Source organism: Streptomyces sp. NBC_01520, from assembly GCF_045040375.1.
Taxonomy (GTDB): domain Bacteria; phylum Actinomycetota; class Actinomycetes; order Streptomycetales; family Streptomycetaceae; genus Streptomyces.
Window position 1 is genome coordinate 7,034,367 of sequence record NZ_CP109404.1, and the last position, 16,283, is coordinate 7,050,649.

Genomic DNA, 16,283 nt, shown 5'->3' on the forward strand with positions numbered 1-16,283 from the left:
CCACCCGTGGCAGGTCAGCCGTTGCGGTGTGCGGCGGAACGGCGACGCAGCACGAAGGTGCCGACGCCGGCCAGCAGAACCGCGCCTGCCGCCGAGCCGTACAGCGCGCTGGCGCTGCCGCTTTCCTCGGCCGCACGCTCACCGGCCGCGACGCCGCCCCGCGGCAGCGTGCCCGCGGGAACGGACTCGGCCGGCACCGGTGCCGACGTCGGCTCGGCCTTCTTGCGCTCGGCGTCGGACGTGCCGTCCCGCGTGGGCACGGGGCTGGGCTCGGCGGTCGCGGGGGTGCTGACCTCGGGGGTGGGCTTCGGCTTCACCGCGTCGTCCGCGAAGGCCGCGGCGGACGGGAGGAGGACCGCGCCGGCCGCGACGGCGGTCAGGACGGCGGCGCGCAGGGACGCACGAGGGGACATTGAGTGACTCCGATTCCGGCCCGGCGTTGGTGGAGCCCGCCTGCGGATGCGTGGCGGGCGCCGGGCATGACGACAGACTGGAGTGGAGTTATGAGGAAGCTGTCAGGACGCTGTGTTCATCGCATCAGGGCCCGGAACCGAAGGCCGCCGCCGGAGCCGGGCGGAACTCACCGCACCGCGGCGGCCTCCGTGCCTTCGGGGCCGGCCGGCGGCAGGCACAGGGTGAAGACCGAACCCTCGCCCACCGTGCTGACCACGTGGGCCGTTCCCCCGTGCGCCTCCGTGAGCTTACGGACGATGGACAGGCCCAGACCGCTGCCGCCCGTGCGGCGGTTACGGGACTTCTCGGCACGCCAGAAGCGGTCGAAGACGTAGGGCAGGTCCTCCTCCGGGATACCGCTGCCGGTGTCGGCGACCTCCACCGCCACCTCTTCCCCGGCTCCGGTGACGTACGCCCGCAACGTCACCCGGCCGCCCGCCGGGGTGTGGCGTACGGCGTTCGAGACCAGGTTGCCCACCGCCTGCCGCAGCCGTACCGGATCGGCAGTGAGCGTGGGGACGGGGGCCCCGGACGAGTCCACCGTCAGAGCAACCTCCGCCATGTCGGCCTGTGCCTGGTGGGCCGCCGCGACGTGGGCGAGCAGATCCCCGATCCGTACCGGCTCGGGGTGCAGACGCAGCGCGCCCGCGTCCGCCGCCGACAGGTCCTGGAGGTCGTCGATGATGTGCTGCAGCTGCACCGCCTCCTCCAGGAGCGAGGAGATGAACACGGCGTCGGGATCAGCGATCCCGTCCTGGGCCCCCTCCAGCCAGCCACGGATGTTGCTCAGCGGGGTGCGCAGCTCGTGGGCGACGTCGCTGACCATCACCTTCCGCTGCTCCTCCAGCCGTGCGCGGTGTGCGGACATGTCGTTGAAGGCGACGGCCAGTCTGCCGATCTCGTTGTCCGTGGTGACCACGACGGGCGCCGAGTCCTCGCCGTCCCGCATGCGTTGGGCGGCTCCGGTGAGTGCGTGCAGCGGCCGTACGAGCCTGGCCCCGGCGAGCACCGACGCGCCCACGGTGAGGGCCAGGACGAGTGCCGCGACCCCTGTGATCCGCGCCGTGTTGGCGGGTGACAGCTCGAAGCCGGGGACCGCGCCGCCGCTCGGATCGCTGATGAACAGCAGCGCGGGTGAGGCGACGTAGGAGCTGAGCTGTTCCTGGCGGGCGATGCCGACGCACGAGGCGATGGCCCGGTCGTTCTCACTGGTGAGGGCGTCAACGGTGAAGGAGGGGGACGGGGTCGGCCGGGCGACCTCACGGGGTACGGCAGCGGGCTCCGCCGTCGCGCCGGGGGCCACCTCCGGCTCCCTGCCCGTGCCCGGGCCCCACGAGAGGTCCAGGTCGAGCCGCACGGATTCCCGCTCCTGGCGGTCCAGGCACGCGTCGACCAGTTCGTTGAGTGCGGCGAGCGCCTTCTCCTCGGTCGGGGTCGGGGTGCCCAGCGCGTCCGTGGGGCACAGGGTGCCCTGCACACGGGCGGGGTCATTGCCCACGACCTGCAGCCGGGGCCGCCCGCTCGGCCCCTCCACGACGTCCGAGGCGATCCCCTCCTGGTCGAGGCAGGCTGCCGCCTTCTTGGCGATGCCCATCAGTGACGCGCGCTCGGCCGACGGCAGGCGGAACGGGCCGACGGCGCGGGGATCGATCCGGTCGGTGCCCGACCGTGCCCCCACGTCGGTCGTCACGGAACCGGTTACGGAACCGGTCACGGACCTGCTCACGGATCCCGCCCCGGCCTCCGTCCCGGCCTCCGTCCCGGACGACAGGGCGGCGTCCACGGACATGGGGTCCACGACCGCCGACGGCTGGGACGGCAGCGCCGGCGGGGGAGGAGAGGCCCCCGCGGTGTCGGCGAGGATCTCCCGGGTCTGCGTCGTCAGTGTGATCCGCCGGCCGGAGTCGTCCGCCAGCTTGCGCAGGGTCGTCGCGACACCGTCCCAGGTGGGATGCTCCGCCGCGTATCCGAGCAGGGTGTCGTGGACACGGCTGTCGGCGGTGAGGTTCTGGCCCTGCTCCTGCTTGATCGCGCCGGAAGTGGTCTGCACGGCCAGCCAGGCCGTCGCGGCGACCGAACACGCCGCGACGAGCGCCGACACGGCCAGCAGACGGCCCAGGAGACTCTTGCGGAGCGGCAGCCGGTGGTGACGGCTGCCGCCGCTATCGTCGCGCCGACGCACGCGCGCCACCCTTCGCCGGATCCGTCAGCTTGTAGCCGACCCCGAAGACGGTGAGCAGCCGGACCGGCCGGCGCGGTGCGCGCTCGATCTTCTTGCGCAGGTTCATGATGTGCACATCGACGGTCCGGCTGCTGATGTACCGGTCGAACCCGTGCAGTTCCTCCAGCAGTTGCTCCCGGGCGAAGACACGGTCGGGCTCGGCGGCCATCGCGGCGAGCAGCCGGAACTCACCGGGCGTGCACTCGACCCGCACGCCCTCCACCGCCACCTCGTGACGTACCGGATCGACGGCGAGCGCCCCCACCCGCAGCACGTGCCCGTCGACCGGATCCGGATCCGCGTCGCGCCGGGTGCGCCGCAGCAGGGTGCGTACCCGCGCCATCAGCTCGCGCGGGCTGTACGGCTTGGTCATGTAGTCGTCCGCACCCAGGTCGAGCCCGAGCAGCAGATCATCCTCCGTGGACCGGGCGGTCAGCATGAGCACCGCCAACTCCCGTTCCTCGGCGCGCAGTACGCGTACCACGTCCAGCCCGTCGGCCCGCGGCATCATCACGTCGAGGACGAGCAGGTCCGGCGTGCCCTGCCGGACCTGCTCCAGGGCGGCGAGACCGTCCCCCACCACCGTGACCACGTGTCCTTCGCGTTCCAGGTAGCGGCGTACGAGCTCGGCCTGCTTCGGGTCGTCTTCCGCGACTATCACATGTGCGCACACGCGGACGATCGTAGAGGAGCCCCGGACCACGCCTCCGGGCCAGGCGAGCGGGCCGACGGCCTCAGGGTCACGCGAGGGCGACGGCCTCCGCGTCACGTGCGGTCGGTGGCCTCCCGGAAGTCGGCGAGCGCCTCGCCGTACCGCTTGCCGGCGAGGAGCAGGGTCGAACGGCCGGTCAGGGCGCTGCCCGGTTCGGCTCGGCCCCGTCCATCCGCCGGGCCGGGGCGACGGCCTAGGTCACTACCCGGGCCGGGGCAACGGCCTCGGTCACTACCCGGGCCGGGGCGACGGCCTCGGTCAGTACGACAGCCGCAACTCCGGCTTCTCCAGCTTCAGGTAACTGAACGTCAGCAGCGTTCGGGCGAGGTGCGGCAGATGGGTGGCCGGGCTCACCCGGGCGAGAATCCTGTACGCGTCGGCCTCATGGGGGACGGTGATTCCGCCGGATCCGAGCAGCAGCGTCCGTGCGCGCAGCACCGCATCATGATCGATGTTCTCGGAGTGATTCATGACGGCGATTCCGGGAGTCGCGCAGGGGGCTCAACAAGGCTTCACGAGCGTGCTGTTCGTCCTACGAAAACACGCCCTGACCTGTCATGACGAGTGTGTCATCGCTCCTCGGGGGCGCCGGCGGGCCGGGGTGGCCCTGCCGGGCGGCCTCCCGCCCGTAGCGACGGGCGCTCACGCGGCGATGACCACGGACGACTTGCCGAGGGCCGCGCCGCCCTCCGCCTGCACGACGGCCGGCCCGGTGAAGACCGCGAACCGCAGCAACACGAACCGCCCCACCCCGGCCACCGCCGACGCCGACAGGTACACCGTCTGCTCGACCACCATGGAGGGGGAGTTCTGTACGGCGTACAGCATGAGCAGGGCGCCGGTGGTGAACGCGTAACTCACGGCGACGGTCAGCCCCGACTGCAGGTGGATCCGCCACCCCCTGCGGTCGCTCCGGAAGGAGATCCGGCTGTGCAGCTCCGTCGCGATCACGGTGGAGACGACGGTGATCAGCGCGTTGGCGACGACCAGCGGTATCCGCTCGCTGAGCAGCACGAGCACACCGCCGGAGGCGAGCCCGACACCGCCCCCGCACACCACGAAGCGCACGAAGGCCCCGATGAGCGGGTGGGCGGTGCGCGGCGGGCGGTACGTCGGGGCGGTCACGGGGGATCCTCCGGGAGATGTGCGGCACGGTTCTTCGATTCCACCCCACAACGTAGGGATTCCGCGTCACCCGAACGATCCGGTAAGGCCCCGACTTCAGTGGGGGATATCCCCCAGGGGCCCCTGGGGGATGGCTCCACCCGCAGGTTCCACGAAGGGCCTTGAGACGCCCTTGTCCGCAGGTCGTCGGACCGCTCGGGTTTCACTTGGAATCGATCCGGCCCATGGGGAACGGCCCCTCCCCGGTGGCCTTTCGTGGCGGGGTCCGCCCCTGGGCCGGTCAGCCTCGTCCCCGTATGCAGCGAACTGCTCGACGCCGAGGCCGAGGTGGTGGAGATCCGCTCCGACATGGACGCCTGCGAGCTCGTGCGTGGCATCGGGGGCGTCGGCGGCATCTGCGCGGGCGCCGGTGCCGCCATCCGTTACGACGCGCGTCGACCGGTCGAGATCCTCGTCGCCGGCCTGCGCCGCGTGCACTGACGGCGCGGCCTTCCGTACGTGGGCCTGAGCCCCCTGGGCCGGTCAGCGATCAGGGCCTCGGTGATCTGGCGAGTGGTCTGCGCGGCGACACGGGGGTTGACGGCGGCGTAGGCGGTGTAGGCGTTCAGACCGGTGGTCAAGGCCCAGCCACGGCCCCGGGTCCAGGTGGCGTCGTCGACGCCGAGCCGTGCGCGGAAGACGGCCCGGCACCTGGCCGACATCAGGGTGAAGTCGATGGCCAGGTCGCAGGCCGGATCGCCGATGCCGAGCCCGCCGAAGTCGTTGCGGACCGGCGAGCGCGTCGCCGCGCGGGCATGGCCGGGCGCCTGCTTCCGCACCCGCACAATCGGCCAGCCGACCAGCCGACCAGCCGGCCAGTCGGCCCGGAACGGCCCCGTGCCCGCCGTCACCCGGCCTGCAGCCCCTCGCGGATGTCCTCGACGCCCGCACCCACGCTCGTGTCGAGGACAAACGACTGGTCGATGAGCCAGATACTCCCGTCACCGGGAACGACTCGGACGGCGTAGTGCATGTCCACCTCATGGAGCGATATCCGCAGGCCGACGCCCGCAGGATGCGGACCAGCGGCTTCAACCTCGAAGACGCTGCCGATACTTATGCGGAGATGGCCGTAGTCATCGAGACCGAGCCCCTCGGTCCCGTCCAGGCAATCGGCCACGCTGCCACCACGCAGGAGTTCCGTCCGAGCCTCGCAGATGGTCTTCCAGTCCTTCTCCAGCATGGCCTGCTGGTAATTCCGAGCGGCCCCGGCCGCAGCCGTCATCCGCGCCTCGGCAGCGACACCGGCACTGTCGCTGCCGACGAGCGACACCAGCAGAGCCGACAGCAGAACTCCGGCCACGTGCACCGTCCGAACCATCATGTCCCTGTTCCCCCGAGCCACCCACCACGGCGGCTTCGCCACGCATTACAGCACGGCGTCCGCACGCCGATGTACAGGGTGCCCACCCTGCCGCACGACCACCCCGCGCACGCCTCAGAGCGCGGCGGCGACCCCTTCAGGGGCAGGGCGGGCGGCAGCCGGCTCCTCCGGACGCTGCACCGGCACCGCCGTCGGCCGCAGCGCCCGCGGTCCCGCTATGACCGAGTAGTCCGCGCCCAGGAAGTCAGGAGTCTGATCGCCCGGGTCGTCGCCGAGTGCCAGGCGCACCGCCGCCCACGGTGCGTTGATGCCGCACTGGGAGAGCTGGTGCAGTCCACCGGCCGGACGGGTGTTGACGTCCATCAGGACCGGCTGCCCCTCGTACATCCGGAACTGGATGTTCGTCAGCCAGTGCAGCCCGAACGTCCGGGCGATGAGGCGGGCGGGCTCGGTCAGCGACGGCCGCAGCGTGAATCCGCGCCGCCGCCCGTTCTTCGTACGTCCCACCGCCATCCTGACCGCACCGTCCGGACCGGTCAGGCAGTCGACGGAGACCTCCGGCTCGTCCAGGCGCGGCATCACGAGCCAGTCGACGGAGCCCTCGCCGCTCCGCAGCGCCTCGATGACCAGACCCAACGGTACGTAGGGGCTCGGGAAGCCACCCAGGTGGAACAAGGAGAACGGGGCCCGGGTGATGATGCGGAACCCGACCCCGCCCGCACCGGCCGCCGGCTTGAAACAGGCCGTGCCGCCACTCGCCTCGATCGCGTCCACGGCCTCGACCAGCTCGTCCTCGGTACGCACCCGCCACCACGGTGGCACCGATACCCCCACGGCCGAAACCGTCTCGTACGCCGTCGCCTTGTCCTGGAAGAGAGCGCAGGCCTCGACGGGCGGGGCCAGCAGCGTCGTCCCGAGCTCCGCGAACTCCTCACGGTGCGCGGCTACCGCAGCCTGGTGCAGGACGGGCACGAACACGTCGATACCGCGCCGGGCGCACTGGTCCAGGGCGAATTCGGCGTACGCGGCCGGGGTCAGACCCTCCGGCTCCGGCGCCGCGGTGTCGGCGGCAGCCAGTACGGGCGAGTCGGGATCCCCGTGCGTGGCATGGACCTCGACCGGCCGGCCGTCAGGATTATGTCGGAGCTGATCGATGAAGAAGACGTTCTCCGCGTACGTGCGGTTGAGCCAGATACGTACGGGAGAGACCATTCAGGCCGCCTTCCAGGGTTCGCGGGCAGAGCAGCGCGGTGCCGTACCCGGTCAGGGAGAGGGAGACGCACGAAACCGCGGCAGAAAGTCGGCGGATGTGCTAGGGCGATCATAGGGTGCGCGCGACCCCCCACTGCTACGTGCGTGTTACGGAATGAGCGGCATGCCCTCGCCCCACCCCGGGATCCCATCCGGGCACCGCCCGAAACCCCGCGGAAACCGCCTGTACGCGGAAGCTTTCTACGCTCACCCAGGAATCCTCGCAGCGACAACCACCCGGAACGACGGACCGTGAGCAGGGGGCGATCGTGTGACCGGCGCACCACGGCACGGGGGCGAGCAGGCGGCGGAACTGCGGCACCGGGTGATCCACGGATACCGCAGGGCCTACCGGATGGCGGGGAAAGGCCCCGTGATCCTCCTCATCCACGGCATCGGCGACTCCTCCGCGACCTGGGCGGACCTCATCCCCGGCCTCGCCCGCCACCACACGGTGATCGCCCCGGACCTCCTCGGACACGGAGCCTCGGACAAACCCCGGGCCGACTACTCCGTGGCCGCCTACGCCAACGGCATCCGGGACCTGCTGGGCGTCCTGGGCATCGAACGCGCCACCCTGGTCGGCCATTCGCTCGGCGGCGGTGTCGCCATGCAGTTCGCGTACCAGTACCCCGAGCGCACCGACCGGCTGATCCTGGTGAGCGCGGGCGGCGTGGGACGCGAGGTCAACCCCGTCCTGCGCGCCGTGTCCCTGCCGGGCGCCGACCTGATGCTGTCCACGCTGCGCCTGCCCGGGATGCGCCGCCAGGTCGGCCTCTTCACCCGCCTGATCAAGGCGCTCGACACCGATCTGGGCCAGGACGCGGACGAACTCGTCGACCTCGTGGACGCCCTCCCCGACGCGACCTCCCGCAGCGCGTTCATCAGCACCCTGCGGGCGGTCGTCGACTGGCGGGGCCAGGTGGTCACGATGCTGGACCGTTGCTACCTGACCCAGGGCATGCCCACGCTCCTGCTGTGGGGCTCACGCGACAGCGTGGTGCCCGTGCACCACGCGTACGGTGCCCACGCGGCCATGCCCGGCAGCCGCCTGGAGATCTTCGAGGGCGCGGGACACTTCCCGTACCACTTCGACCCCGTCCGGTTCCTGGGACTGGTCGAGGACTTCATGCGGACCACGGCCCCCGCCGACTGGAGCCAGGAACGCTGGCGCGCACTCCTGCGCACCGGCCGGCCGGGCAGCCCGGAGGGCGCACCGGACCCGGCGTACGACCGCGCGGTGGACCGCGACCTGCGCGAGGCGAGCGAACGGAGCGCCACGTGAAGGGCCCCGGCCCCATCGGAGTTCAGAGCCGGAAGCGCGGCGCTTCGTCGTCCGGGGTGTGCGGGCCCGCGAAGTGGAACGGTACGGAGAGCCGGACGGCCAGCGCCCTGCCCGCCCTGCCGGCGGCCACCGCGGACGGGTGGAGCGGGCCGCAGTCCTCGCCACCGAGGTGCCGTACGGCCGCGCTCCGGTGAACGGTGGCCAGTCGGTTCTCGCCCGGCGGGTCGGCGGTGACGGCCAGCAGGTTGACGAACCAGTCGTGGACGGTGTCGCCGTCCCAGACGGCCTCGATCGCCACGACCCGCCCCCGCGTACCTTTCGCCACGGCGGTCAGGGACTCCAGGTCGAGCGGGCTGTCGGGGGTGCGGGCGACCCTGTCGCCGTGATGGACGTACCGGCCGTGGACGACCGATTGGGCTTCGACGAGACCGAGTCCGTCAGCACGGCCGGCGTGGAAGACGACGCGGACGGCCGCCAGGAAAGCGTCCTGGAGGACGTAACCGTCGGCCTGCTGACGGATACCGGCCGGCAGGAGCTCCCACCACTCGGCCGTGGTCCTGTCCGTCATCCTGGTCCTCCCCTCTTCCGCGAGATCCGAAGTGGCGTACACCGTGCGGGTGCACCGCGAGGTGAGGCCGGAACCGGGTGCGGACGGCGCACCTGGTTCCGGCCTCGTAGGTTCCGGCCTCGTGGGGTCCGGCTCATGGCGGGGAGTGGGTCAGCCGGCCCAGACCTCGGCCTCGTCGGCCGGGACGGTCGTGGCGAGCTTCAGCTCCTTGCGGGCGGCTACCGACTTGTTGGGGTCGATGCCGGTGAAGGCGGCGTCGTACGCCAGGTAGAAGGTGTCGGTGTCGCCCGCCGACGCGGCCTTCGTCCACTCACCCGCGGCCTTCTCCAACTGTGTGCGAAGCTTCCCGGTCTCGGGCTGCTCGATGTCCCCCAGGGCCTGGACATGGGCGTCGAGCGCGGTGGCGACAGCCTTGGCCTGCAGCTTGTATCCGGGGAGGTCGTCCTCGATCTGGTCCCCCTCGGGCTGGTTCGCCCACAGGGCGTCGTAGACGGCGGTCGAACCCTTGAGGTATGCGAGCTGGTCGGGGTTCAGGGCGTCGCTCTTCAGCGAGCCGGACAGCTTGCCCGACTCCTTCGTGTAGGCGCAGCTCACGGCCCGGTCGCCCGTCGCCCAGCTCTCCTTGGTGGGGTGGTAGTAGAAGACGTCCACCCCGGCGGGCAGCGCCCAGGTGTCGGGGGCGAACTTCTGTGCCTCGACCGGGCACCGCTCGTCGGCGATCACCGCGACCGCGTCGTCTCCCGGGAAGGCCTTCTCGTCGTCGATCTCGAACTCACCGACGACCTGCCCCTCGTGAGGCTCCGCGCACGGCACGACCTCGATCGCGAACTCCTCGGTCTCGGTCGCCCCGCTGTTCGGGTTGTAGCAGTCGCCGGGGGCGAGGGAGAACACCGAGCGCTGGCGGACGACCTTCTTGGCGCCGTCCTTGGCGCTGTCGACGACATCGGCGCATCCCGCCGCACCGACCGCGAGAAGGGCGACGGCAACGGAAATACCGCGCAGGGAACGGGACGTGGCACCCAGAGACATGACGTATGCATCCTCAAACAGAAAAGTACGAACAAGTGTGCGTATCGTAAGGCACTTCTGTGACTGCCCTGTGCGCGCGGGCGTACGGAGTGGATCAGAGGGTCTTCGACTCCAGGTGGTACGTCGTGTCGACCCAGAAGCCGTTCGTGGCCCTGCCCCTGATCTCCAGGACGTACTGGCCGGGAGCCAGCGGCTCGATGCCACCCCAGACACCCCATGCGTAACGCTGGGTCAACCCCGTCCTGAACGGCGCGGAGAACTCCTGCAACGGCAACGGCATGCCGTTGAGCGACGCCGTGGCCTCGGCCACCGTCAGGGACCGGGGGACCCTCGAATACGACCTGTCGTGCTGCATGTTGAGCACCGGGAAGAACAACCGCCGGTCCGACGGAATCACACAGCGCCGCACCACCCGGCCCCCGTAGGTACCGGCCAGGAACCAGAGATCGTCCGGCTGCCCCCACCCGGCATGCTCACCCGTCGTGTCCCTCACCGGACTGCGGTCCTCGGGCGCGGCCAGCGCCCACTTCCACCACCGCCCCGCGAGCACCCCACGCTCCTCGACGCCCAGCCTCCACGTACCGTCGACCGACCCCGCACCACTCATGACACCCCTCCCGCCCACGGCCCCTGGTCCGGGACCTGTTTCGAACAAGCGGACATTACTCGGGAGAGGTGCGGGGGGCGGCGGGGGCCTCCGTGTTCGCCGGCCGGCGTGCCAGACCACCTACCGCGGACAGCAGAGCGGCCGGTTCCTGGGCGAGGTCCAGGACGTGCGGTGATCTCGCCCAGCACCTCGGCGGCCTGGGCGAACCGCTCCTCGTCCCAGCGGCGCGTCGGAGTGCGCGTGCGCCTCCGCGATCTCCTCACGCAGCTGTTCGGGCACGGGAACGGGCGGTGCCGCGTCCGGACCGACCGCCGTGGGCACGGGCCGCACCGCACCGGCGCGGGCGCGGGGTGCGTACGGACGGCGGAAGAGCGCTGTCGGGTCCGGTGCTCCCTCCGGCCCCGCCTCACCGGGTCCGGGCCTCTCGCCGGGTGGCGGCAGGAACGGCCGCAGTCGTTCGTACACCTCCTGCACGTCGACGGGCCGTGCCTCCGGTGCCTTGAGCAGCAGGTGCAGGACGAGGTCCTCCAGAGCGGCCGGAACGTCGGGCCGCAGCACGCGCAGCGGGGTGGGTGCTGCGTTCACGTGCTGATACATCACCAGGTACTCGCTGTCGGCCGTGAACAGCGGCTGTCCGCTGAGCAGTTCGTGCAGCACGCAGCCGAGCGCGTACAGATCGGTCTGCGGACTCGTTCGCCCGCCCCGTACCTGCTCCGGCGCCATGTACTGGTACGTACCGATGGGGCTGCCGGTCGCGGTCAGTTTGGTGACGTCCGTGCGCAGGATGGCCGCGATCCCGAAGTCGAGGACCTTCACGGTGCCGTCCCGCGCGACCAGGTTGTCGGACGGCTTGAGATCGCGGTGGATCACCGGCACCTCGTGTGCGTACGACAGCACGGTCGCGACCTGCGCCGCCACAGCCACGGCCCAGCTGACCGGGAGGGGCGTTCCGGATGGATGTTCGCGGACAGCGGCAGCCCGTCGACCAGCTCCATGACGAGGGACAGCCGCTCGTACGTGGAGTCCGTGTCGTCGAGCGCCGCGTCGTACACCTGCGGCACTCCGGGGTGCTGGATGCGCGCGGTGATGCGGGCCTCGCGTTTGAAGCGCTTGGCGAACTCCTCCGTCGGCTGCGGCGACCCGGCAACAGCCTGATGCCGGACCACCTTCACGGCGACGGGCCGGTCCAGCACGGCGTCGTACCCGCGCCACACATCCCCCATGCCGCCGCTGTTGAGCTCCTCCAGGAGCTCGTACCGCCCGGCGATCGGCTGCTGTGGCACCTTGCCCCCATGTGTGCGCGTGCGTGCTGGACCGGCCGGCCGGCCGGAACGTGCGCAGGGCCGTCCGGCGTAGGTCGGGCAAGTCTCCCCGCTGGAGACACGCCTGGTCCGGTGAGGGCACGTTCGGGGGTCCGGCGCCGAACGTTTCCGGTCAGGACTACCCCTGGAATTGATCCCGGCGTGAAGTCCTCGCAGCCTGAGCTTCCCGCATCCGTCGAGATCGTCCAGCTCGAGTACAACCGCATCATCTGAATGGTCACGCAACGTCATGATTCGTTACTGGGAAGGACTCATTGTGACCGCACCGGAGCGGAGCCTCTGGGCCAGGGCATCGACCCGTGGGCGCGTGGCATCCATCCGAGGCCCCGGGGGTGGTGGGTGAAAGACACGGGGGCCAGGGACACCTCGGCTTGACGCAGCAACTCCTGGGCGGCTGGGGCGGACAACCCCGCTGCGGCGGCGTGTGTTGCGACCAAGCCGTGAAACCTTTGAGTCGCTGGTATGCGCTGTTGACCGACCTGTCCTCAGCCCAGGCCGACACGGGCCTGTGCGTACCATGCCCCGGATGATGTGGGGTGAGTGGCCGACCCCGGTCTGGATTGGCATGAGCAGTGGTTGCAGCCCCGCGAGCGGGCCGGTGACCGCCCTGCCGGCCCCAGGAGGGTGAGGTCTTCGACGGCCAGCCCGACGGGGTCATTCAGTGCCGCGGTGCCGAGTTCAGGACATCGCGCTTGGCCAGCGTCCCCGCTCCGGCTCCCGTGAGCGTGACCTTGCCGGAGTGAACGGTGTCCAGTTGCTCGACCTGCTTGCCGTACCACTCAATGGCGGTCAGCAAGAACCTTGGCGTGGCCGCGCCCGGGCCGACTGCGGAACCCGAGTGCTGGAACACCATGCCCAGCAGTGCCGTCCCCTCAATGCAGCGGACCACGCACACGGCCACGCCGTCCGCCGCGTCGGTAACGCCCGGCGTCACGGACTCGATGGATTCGATGCTCAGGGCTGCCTTCTCAGGCACGTTATCCAGCACGTCGGTGTGCGTCCTCGACGAAGTGTGCGATCTGCTCGGGGGTGAGCTTGGGAACATCGTATTCAAGGAGCGGATCGATGTCCCCGTTGCCGATCTTGCGTGGCACGTGGATGCCCATCTCGGAGAGGATCTCCCGGGCTACCGCCGATGGCACCTGCACGGATGTGCGGGACGACAGTTCCGCCGGACTCAGCTCGACCGGCCATTCGGCCTCCCGCGCGATGTACCCCTGGTGGACTGGGACCCCGTCCAGCGCGCCGCGCGGATAGATCTCGACGATGGCGTCGCCGAACCGCTCGCCTGCGTCGCGAACACGCTGGCGACGCCGGGGTCGGACGAGGTTGGTGTGATGCCGTGCCGCTGCACACCGGGGCTGCCCTCGAAACCTGTGGTGGTTCCGCGGAACAGATGCGGAGGGCACGGTGACAGGCCGAGCGGGTCGGTCCAGGTATGCGGATTAAGGACATACGTCGAAGGGTTCGGCGCCGGGACGAGGCCGAGCGGGTCCGGGGTGAGGTATCGGGCCGTCTCCGGATCGTAATGCCGGAAGTAGTTGTAGTGCAGCCCTGTCTCAGGGTCGTAGTACTGGCCGGGGAAGCGCAGTGGCGTGTACGCGGTGCTGTCGGATGCCCATGTGGTGGTGCCCCACAGAGTCCGGCGGCTGCGCCAGGCGATACCGCCTTGCTCGTCGACGAGTTCGCAGGGCGCGCCGACGAGGTCGGTGACAATGGCGAAGAAGCGGGAGTCGATCTCGTGCTGGGCTGCGTGCCCCCCGTTCGGCACACCGACTGCTGCAGCCGCTTCAACCGTACCGGCCGCTTTCACCATGGTGTGCAGGCCCCTCAAGGGGCGCGCTTGAGCGCCATGCTGACCATCCCCCGCCTCCTGCGCCACCACCGCCATGATGCGTTCCGTCTGGGCCACCGGCCGCAGGCCGTCGTGGTCCCAAGTGAGGGTGACCCAATGAGGCGACTCGTCCGAGACCGTGGTCTGCTCGCACAGTGTCGGCCCGTCCCAGGTGAAGTCGCTGCGCTCGATGACCGTCGTACCGTCCTCCGACAGGCGCAGCTTGGCTATACGTCGGCCTGACGCGTCGTATTCGTACCGCCATCGCGCTCCGTCCGGCGTCGTCACTGCGGTGAGCCGGTCCTCGGCATCCCTGGCCGACGGCGTCATGTTCGAAGGCGATGGTGCGGCCGGAGGTGGTGAGGGAGGTGCGGCGGCCGGCGGCGTTGTCGGTCCAGGTGCTGACCGCGCCGGTGGGGGTGGTGCGGCCGATACGGCGGCCGAGGGCGTCGTAGGTGTACGACATGGTGCGGCCGTTGACCGTCTCGGAGACAAGGCGGCCGTACCTGTCCCGAAGAAGCGTGACGGTTGCGTCCTCGTTGACTGCGTACGCGAAGGTCGTGGTGGTACCGGCGGCGTTCTTGCGGACGACACGGCCGAGCACGTCCCGTTCATAGCAGGTTGTTTGGCCTGCGGCGCTGGTGCGTGCGGCGAGCCGACCTGCAGCATCCCGCTCATAGCGGAGCGTCCGGTTGTCGAAGTCCGTCTCGGATATCAGCTGTCCGGCTGGATCGTATCCGTAGTCCCAGGTCAGGCGTTGAGGGTTGGTGACCCGGGTGAGCCGGAGGTTGCTGTCGTGCGTGAATTCGTACCGGGCGCCGTCCGGCTCTGTGCGTGCCAGCAGCATGTCGAAGTCGGTGTACTCGAACCTGACGGTCGTGCCGACGGCATTGGTATGGGTGAGGCAGTTTCCCTCGCCGTCGTAGGTCCACGACTCCTGGCTTGCGTCGGCCTCGATGCGACGGGCGAGTTTGCCTTCGACAGTCCATTCGAGACGGGTGACGGCCCCCCGAGCGTCGCTGATCGAGACTGGGCGGCCGAAGGCATCCCGCTCGTAGCGAGTGGTCGCGCCGAAAGGGTCGGTGACTGCGACCGGAAGCCCGGCCTTGTCGGGCGTGAGGATCGAAGTGTGCCCGAGGACGTCGGCCATGGAGACGAGGTGGCCTGCCTCGTCGTACGAGAACCCGATCGTGGCGCCGGTGGGTTCCGTGATCGAGGTGCGGTTGCCGTGATCGTCGAAGGCCTGTCGGGTGACGTTGCCGTCGGTGCCGACGATGCGTACGGGGAGTCCCAGTTTGTTGTACTCGGCGTATGACCGGCGTCCGTCCGGTCGCTCCACCTCAGCCAGTCGCCCATGCTCGTCATGTGTGAACCGGGTGTTGTGGCCGAGCGGGTCGGTGTGGGACAGCAGGCGGTGGTAACGGTCGTATTCGAAGCGGGTGACCGCGCCGAGGGCGTCGATCTCCGCCACGACCTGGGAGCGTTTGTTGATCACGAAGCGCTTCGCGTGACCGAGACCGTCGGTGACGGAGGTCATGCGCAAGCTGGTGTCGGGGTCGGTGTCGTCCCAGGTGAAGTGGGCTTCGAGGTGCCCGTTGCCGCCGGTCTGGTAGACGCAGCGGTCATGTTCGTCGTAGACGTACTCGTACCGGCTGCCGTTGGTGTCCGTCCACGCGGTGATGCGGCCCAGCTCGTCGCAGTCGAAGCGCAGGGGCTTGGCTGAGGAGTTGGTGACTTCGGTGAGGTGGCTGTCGGTGTAGCCGTAGCGGAGGATCTCCTGGTCGGTGCCGTCCGGTGCAGCGCCTGCCAGGTGCAGGGCGGTGACTCTGCCTTCGTGCGTGGTGAGTTTCAGGTGGTAGCCGCCGTGGTCCACGATTGACGTCGGAGCGCCCGTTTCGTCGTACTCGAAGGCGATCCAGCGGCCGTTGCGGTCGTCGATCTGGGCCAGGAGCGCCAGGTCCCCGGTGGGTCGGTCGGCGAAGTGCCGGACCTGGCCGGTGTCCGGATCCGTAATGGTATAGCCGTCGTTCACCCGGTCCAGGGGCCAACGCCGGCCGTGCGTGGGCATGACGGGGGCGCCAGGTGCCGGGTGCGGGTAAGCGAGCAGGCTTCCCTCGTTGCAGCTGAAGACCACGCCTTCCGCGTCGATCTCCAGGCGCTGGTCGACCGTGCTCGACCAGCCGGTGCCGAACCAACGGCCCGCCCGGTACGAGGAGTCGAAGACGCGCTCGAAGACGAGGGGCAGTGATCCCGGCAGCACGATGTCCGTCTGCGGGAGCAGCATGCGACCGGTCGCGACGTCCACGGGGTCCCCGGCGCACTTGACCTCGCTGCACTTCCTGGCATTGGAGTCGGGATTCTTCTCGTGTCCGTTCCGGCTCTTGCCCGTCGGACTGTCGGCCAAGTCCTCATTCCTGCCCGCAGACCGCCCTTGAGCAAGCCACCGCCCTTGGTGCCGACCAGTTCGGGGAGCAGCCGCCCGATGAATTCGGAGGGGTCGCCCTTGGCGGCGT

Annotated in this window: 14 protein-coding genes and 4 pseudogenes; 2 read left to right on the top strand and 16 right to left on the bottom strand. The window is 70.2% G+C overall.

What is annotated here, in order from left to right; genetic code table 11:
• Positions 1-14: 14 nt before the first annotated feature.
• From OG524_RS31715 to OG524_RS31735, 5 genes are all read right to left on the bottom strand, one after another.
• A complete protein-coding gene (locus tag OG524_RS31715; protein WP_405387129.1) occupies positions 15-413 on the bottom strand; it encodes a hypothetical protein in 399 nt (132 codons plus the stop codon).
• 167 nt (positions 414-580) lie between these two features.
• On the bottom strand, positions 581-2,635 hold the full coding sequence (locus OG524_RS31720; protein ID WP_405812131.1) for a sensor histidine kinase: 2,055 nt from the start codon (positions 2,633-2,635) through the stop codon (positions 581-583).
• Complete coding sequence (locus OG524_RS31725; protein WP_405387125.1) at positions 2,616-3,347, bottom strand: response regulator transcription factor; 732 nt, start codon at positions 3,345-3,347, stop codon at positions 2,616-2,618. Before OG524_RS31725 ends, OG524_RS31720 begins: the two co-directional genes overlap by 20 nt.
• Positions 3,348-3,644: 297 nt before the next feature.
• A complete protein-coding gene (locus OG524_RS31730) occupies positions 3,645-3,857 on the bottom strand; it encodes a hypothetical protein (protein ID WP_405812132.1) in 213 nt (70 codons plus the stop codon).
• Positions 3,858-4,028: 171 nt separating this feature from the next.
• On the bottom strand, positions 4,029-4,511 hold the full coding sequence (locus OG524_RS31735) for a GtrA family protein (protein WP_405812133.1): 483 nt from the start codon (positions 4,509-4,511) through the stop codon (positions 4,029-4,031).
• Positions 4,512-4,766: 255 nt separating this feature from the next.
• Here OG524_RS31735 and OG524_RS31740 point away from each other — a divergent pair, with 255 nt between their 5' ends.
• Complete coding sequence (locus tag OG524_RS31740; protein WP_405387120.1) at positions 4,767-4,991, top strand: hypothetical protein; 225 nt, start codon at positions 4,767-4,769, stop codon at positions 4,989-4,991.
• 47 nt (positions 4,992-5,038) lie between these two features.
• On the opposite strand, the pseudogene OG524_RS31745 reads toward OG524_RS31740, so the two are convergent.
• The 3 genes and pseudogenes from OG524_RS31745 to OG524_RS31755 all read right to left on the bottom strand — a co-directional run.
• Positions 5,039-5,272, bottom strand: a pseudogene (locus OG524_RS31745) (phosphotransferase); the annotation flags it as partial.
• A 125-nt stretch (positions 5,273-5,397) separates the two neighbouring features.
• Positions 5,398-5,874, bottom strand: a complete 477-nt coding sequence (locus tag OG524_RS31750) for a hypothetical protein (protein ID WP_405387119.1) — start codon at positions 5,872-5,874, stop codon at positions 5,398-5,400.
• A gap of 114 nt (positions 5,875-5,988) precedes the next feature.
• Positions 5,989-7,086, bottom strand: a complete 1,098-nt coding sequence (locus OG524_RS31755; RefSeq protein ID WP_405387118.1) for an ATP-grasp domain-containing protein — start codon at positions 7,084-7,086, stop codon at positions 5,989-5,991.
• A gap of 310 nt (positions 7,087-7,396) precedes the next feature.
• On the opposite strand from OG524_RS31755, the gene OG524_RS31760 reads away from it, so the two are divergent.
• Positions 7,397-8,410 carry an alpha/beta fold hydrolase gene (locus OG524_RS31760; RefSeq protein ID WP_405387117.1) on the top strand — a complete coding sequence of 338 codons (1,014 nt, stop codon included), beginning with the start codon at positions 7,397-7,399 and terminating at the stop codon, positions 8,408-8,410.
• A gap of 22 nt (positions 8,411-8,432) precedes the next feature.
• Here OG524_RS31760 and OG524_RS31765 read toward each other — a convergent pair whose 3' ends face one another.
• The 8 genes and pseudogenes from OG524_RS31765 to OG524_RS31800 all read right to left on the bottom strand — a co-directional run.
• Complete coding sequence (locus OG524_RS31765) at positions 8,433-8,978, bottom strand: hypothetical protein (protein WP_405387116.1); 546 nt, start codon at positions 8,976-8,978, stop codon at positions 8,433-8,435.
• A 150-nt stretch (positions 8,979-9,128) separates the two neighbouring features.
• Positions 9,129-10,007, bottom strand: a complete 879-nt coding sequence (locus OG524_RS31770) for a septum formation family protein (RefSeq protein ID WP_405812134.1) — start codon at positions 10,005-10,007, stop codon at positions 9,129-9,131.
• 94 nt (positions 10,008-10,101) lie between these two features.
• Entirely contained in the window at positions 10,102-10,614 is a 513-nt protein-coding gene (locus OG524_RS31775) for a hypothetical protein (protein ID WP_405812135.1), read from the bottom strand.
• Positions 10,615-10,787: 173 nt separating this feature from the next.
• Positions 10,788-11,897: pseudogene (locus tag OG524_RS31780) on the bottom strand (serine/threonine-protein kinase); the annotation flags it as partial.
• 697 nt (positions 11,898-12,594) lie between these two features.
• Positions 12,595-12,924, bottom strand: coding sequence for a hypothetical protein (locus OG524_RS31785; protein ID WP_405387113.1), 330 nt, complete (start codon positions 12,922-12,924; stop codon positions 12,595-12,597).
• Complete coding sequence (locus OG524_RS31790) at positions 12,914-13,078, bottom strand: hypothetical protein (protein WP_405812136.1); 165 nt, start codon at positions 13,076-13,078, stop codon at positions 12,914-12,916. The genes OG524_RS31785 and OG524_RS31790 overlap by 11 nt, the downstream gene beginning before the upstream one ends.
• 259 nt (positions 13,079-13,337) lie before the next feature.
• Positions 13,338-14,578: pseudogene (locus OG524_RS31795) on the bottom strand (RHS repeat-associated core domain-containing protein); the annotation flags it as partial.
• 1,347 nt (positions 14,579-15,925) lie between these two features.
• Positions 15,926-16,054 (bottom strand): annotated as a pseudogene (locus OG524_RS31800) (DUF6531 domain-containing protein); the annotation flags it as partial.
• Between the last annotated feature and the right edge of the window lie 229 nt (positions 16,055-16,283).

Excerpts from the sequence above, each read along its gene's own strand:
- OG524_RS31775 (WP_405812135.1), bottom strand. The coding sequence starts at position 10,614 with ATGAGTGGTGCGGGGTCGGTCGACGGTACGTGGAGGCTGGGCGTCGAG.
- OG524_RS31750 (WP_405387119.1), bottom strand. The coding sequence starts at position 5,874 with ATGATGGTTCGGACGGTGCACGTGGCCGGAGTTCTGCTGTCGGCTCTG.
- OG524_RS31715 (WP_405387129.1), bottom strand. The coding sequence starts at position 413 with ATGTCCCCTCGTGCGTCCCTGCGCGCCGCCGTCCTGACCGCCGTCGCG.
- OG524_RS31765 (WP_405387116.1), bottom strand. The coding sequence starts at position 8,978 with ATGACGGACAGGACCACGGCCGAGTGGTGGGAGCTCCTGCCGGCCGGT.
- OG524_RS31770 (WP_405812134.1), bottom strand. The coding sequence starts at position 10,007 with ATGTCTCTGGGTGCCACGTCCCGTTCCCTGCGCGGTATTTCCGTTGCC.
- OG524_RS31730 (WP_405812132.1), bottom strand. The coding sequence starts at position 3,857 with ATGAATCACTCCGAGAACATCGATCATGATGCGGTGCTGCGCGCACGG.
- OG524_RS31755 (WP_405387118.1), bottom strand. The coding sequence starts at position 7,086 with ATGGTCTCTCCCGTACGTATCTGGCTCAACCGCACGTACGCGGAGAAC.